The organism is Bradyrhizobium sp. Kon58 (assembly GCF_055807455.1).
In genome coordinates, this window is the sequence record NZ_JBVVOT010000212.1 from 1 (window position 1) to 376 (window position 376).

The 376-nt window shown below is 63.6% G+C and carries 1 protein-coding gene; it reads left to right on the forward strand.

Annotation, left to right across the window (positions count from 1 at the left end):
* On the forward strand, positions 1-213 hold a 213-nt coding region (locus tag AC0L20_RS40165; RefSeq protein ID WP_473295695.1), incomplete at its 5' end, for a hypothetical protein.
* Positions 214-376 lie beyond the last annotated feature (163 nt).

The following is a 376-nucleotide window of genomic DNA, read 5'->3' on the forward strand; positions in this document are numbered from 1 at the left end:
GGCGGCACCTTCAACAAGAAACCGTTGCCTTTCACGGCGCAGGTGGCGACCGTGCGCATGAGCATGGGTGCGCAATCCTCCCTGTGTCAGGTTCCGCGGATCAACGGCAGTCTGTCGGCCGGCGCGCGCATGTCCGTCAGCCCATCGGCTCAGGTCGATACCGGGGCGGCGGCCGCTTTCGGCAGCGATATCTCGACCTCCGATTGTTCGTGATCCACGGGCGCCAACCCATCGATCGGCGTTTCATCACAGACCAACTGCCAGTGCAATGATGGTTGATGCGGGGCAAGGATCGCCCCGTAGGCCAGGCAAAAAAGCTGCGCAAGCGGGGTGGCCGAGATCATGGTGAACCCGCCCGTGAGCGTTGGGCAGGTTC